The following is a 2,898-nucleotide window of genomic DNA, read 5'->3' on the forward strand; positions in this document are numbered from 1 at the left end:
CGCTTGCCGGCGACCGTTTCGGGGTGGTCGAGGATATAGCGGGCGAGCGCCTGACCGCCCGCCCAGGCGAAGGCCCAGAAGGGCGGGGGGAGGCCCGACTTCTCGAGTTCTTCTTCCGTCATCTGCCAGATCGGCACGATCTCGCTGGCGAGGTGGAGCTTCACCTCCGGCACCAGCGGCGGCTCGTGGAGCATGGTGTTGGCGCGGATGAAGGCGGCGGGGTCGCCCATGCTCATGAGGAGGCGCTCATGCGCCAGCGAAGGCGGCGGGCGTCGCGGCCAGCAGCGCGCGGGCGCGGGCGCTGTCCTTCGCGATCTGTTCCTTCAGCGCGTCGAGGCCGGAGAATTTCTGCTCGGGCCTGAGATAGTCGATGAAGGAGACGGCGGCGTGCCGGCCGTAGATGTCGCCTTCGAAGTCGAAGATATGGACTTCGAGCACGACGTCCTGCTTGTCGAAGGTCGGGCGGCGGCCGAGATTGGCGACGCCGTCATAGACGCCCTTGAAGGGCCCGTCCTCGAGTTCGATGCGGACCGCATAGACGCCGAGCGCCGGCTGTACGTGATCCTCGAGCGCGAGATTGGCGGTCGGAAAGCCGATGGTGCGGCCGCGCTTGTCGCCGGTGCGCACATGCGTCTCGACCGTCCACCAATGGCCGAGGAGGCGCGCGGCGCCTTTCGGATCGCCGCTGCCGAGCCGCTCGCGGATGCGGGTCGAGGAAAAGGCTTCGCCGTCGAGCGAGGCTTCCGGGACGATCGACACGCCGAAGCCTTCCATCTCGCCCATGTAGGAGAGCACCGCCGCATCGCCGGCGCGGCCCTTGCCGAAACGGAAATCGTAGCCGGCGACGACATGGACCGCGTTGAGCCCGTTCACGATCACGTCCATGACGAATTCCGGCGCGAGCTTCCTCGACATGTCGGCGTCGAAAGGAAGGGCCGCGAGAATGTCGACGCCGAGGCTTTCGAGAAGGCGCGCCTTGGCGCGGAAGGGCGTCAGGCGGAAGAAGGGTTCGTCGGGAAAGAAGAACTGCTTCGGGTGCGGCTCGAAGACGAGCACGCCGAGCGGCACGCCCATTTCGCGCGCGACGGCGGCGGCTTCGGCGATGACGCGCTGATGGCCGAGATGCACGCCATCGAAATTGCCGAGCGCGAAGACGCCGCCCTGAAGCGGCTGCGGCACGCCGGCATAGTGGCGGAGGATCTGCATCAGGACGTGGCGCCCTTCTGCTCGCGCGACGGGACCATCACCTGCGCGTCGCCGTCGATGACCAGCGTCTCGCCGACATGGCAGGTGCAGGCAAGCGTGACGCGGTTGCGGGCGCGGTCGAGCGTGGCGACACGGACGCGCGCCGTCACGGTGTCGCCCGGTTTCACGGCAGCGCGGAAGCGCAGGTTCTGCGAGAGGTAGATCGCGCCGGGTCCGGGGAGCTTCGTGCCGAGCACCGCCGAGATCAGGCTCGCGGTCAGCATGCCATGCACGATGCGGCCGCCAAAGCGTGTGCCCGCCGCATAGACCGCGTCGAGATGCACAGGATTGGTATCGCCCGAGACGCCGGAAAACAGAACGATGTCGGCATCGGTCAGCGTCTTCGAGAAAGACGCTTCCATGCCTTCGTTCAGGTCTTCGATGCAATAGCCGGCGGGTTCGGTCATGGGACTCGCGGGGGGAATATGTTTGCGGCGCACTCTATCGCGTGGCTATGCGAAATCACAAGCGATGAACGCGTATTCAGGGTGTTATGCGAGATGGCAGTTTTGCAAAGGCGGATCGTCGCTTACCTCCCCCCCTTGAGGGGGAGGTCGATCAGCGAAGCCGATCGGGTGGGGGGCTTCTTCGCAAAGACTCTTTCCTGCAGCCTACCCCCCTCCCAACCCTTCGGCGGGCAATCGGTCCACAGGACCGATTGCTGTTCCGCCTCAGCCCTCAAGGGGGAGGGCTAGCCGTCTACCACACCAATCTCGGCAATGCCCCCACGGGCGCGATGTCCGCCGCCGCGCAGAGTTTCGCGACGAGGGCGGGATCGGGATGTTCGGGATCGGGCCCGCAGTCTTTCGCCGCGATGCCGCCCGTCACGAAGAGCGCCGGTATGCCCTGGCCCTTTGCGCCCTTCATGTCGGTGGCGAGGCCGTCGCCGACGGCGAGGATATGGGTATCGGGAATGGCGCGGCCCGAAATTTCCATCAGGCGATGACGGGCGACCGAATAGATCGGCCCGTGCGGCTTGCCGAAATAGGTGGCCGAGCCGCCGAGTTCTTCATAGAGCCGAGCCAGCGCGCCGGCGCAATGGATGTGGCGCGGTCCGCGCTCGACGACGATGTCGGGATTGGCGCAGACCAGCGGAAGCGCGCGTTCGGCAAGGCGTGTGAATTGCGCGCGGTAATCCTCCGGGCCCTCGACTTCGTCATTGAAAGGGCCGGTGACGAGGATGAAGCCCGCGCGATCCTCGTCGACGAGATGGACGCCCGTGTCGTCGAAGAGCGGCAGATCGCGGTCGGGGCCGATGTGATAGCAGTTGCGGCCGAATGTGTGGCTCTTCAGGCAATCGCGCGTCGCGTCGCCCGAGGTGAGAATGCCGTCATAGGCGTCGGCCGGAATCCCGAAGCGCGTCAGCATCGCCGGGAGTTCGGTCGACGGGCGCGGCGCGTTCGAGAGCAGCAGCACATGGCCGCCCTTGGCGCGGAATCTGCCGAGCGCGTCGGCGACGCCCGGATAGGCCTCGCGGCCATTATGCAGGACGCCCCAGACATCGCAGAGCAGCGCGTCGTAGCGATCGGCGAGGGCGGAGAGGCCGGGGATCAGAGGCACGGGATTGTCGACTATCGGATTCATTGGTGGACTCAAATCAGGAGAATGTCGTCCCGGCACTCGTTGCCGGGACCCAGATGGGTCGGCGGATGC

The 2,898-nt window shown here is 66.4% G+C and carries 4 protein-coding genes; all 4 read right to left on the minus strand.

Features of this window, described 5'->3' with window-relative positions:
* Window positions 1-236: class I SAM-dependent methyltransferase (locus VMR03_RS04955; RefSeq protein ID WP_414693148.1), on the minus strand; the 236-nt coding region annotated here is incomplete at its 3' end.
* A 10-nt stretch (window positions 237-246) separates the two neighbouring features.
* On the minus strand, window positions 247-1,206 hold the full coding sequence (locus tag VMR03_RS04960; protein ID WP_325402866.1) for a bifunctional riboflavin kinase/FAD synthetase: 960 nt from the start codon (window positions 1,204-1,206) through the stop codon (window positions 247-249).
* A complete protein-coding gene (locus VMR03_RS04965) occupies window positions 1,206-1,652 on the minus strand; it encodes a MaoC family dehydratase (protein ID WP_325402868.1) in 447 nt (148 codons plus the stop codon). Before VMR03_RS04965 ends, VMR03_RS04960 begins: the two co-directional genes overlap by 1 nt.
* A gap of 292 nt (window positions 1,653-1,944) precedes the next feature.
* The gene (locus VMR03_RS04970) at window positions 1,945-2,829 is read right to left on the minus strand and encodes a TIGR01459 family HAD-type hydrolase (RefSeq protein WP_325402869.1); all 885 of its coding nucleotides are present in this window, start codon (window positions 2,827-2,829) and stop codon (window positions 1,945-1,947) included.
* Window positions 2,830-2,898: the final 69 nt, after the last annotated feature.

The sequence above is a fragment of the Parvibaculum sp. genome (genome assembly GCF_035511255.1).
Taxonomy (GTDB): domain Bacteria; phylum Pseudomonadota; class Alphaproteobacteria; order Parvibaculales; family Parvibaculaceae; genus Parvibaculum.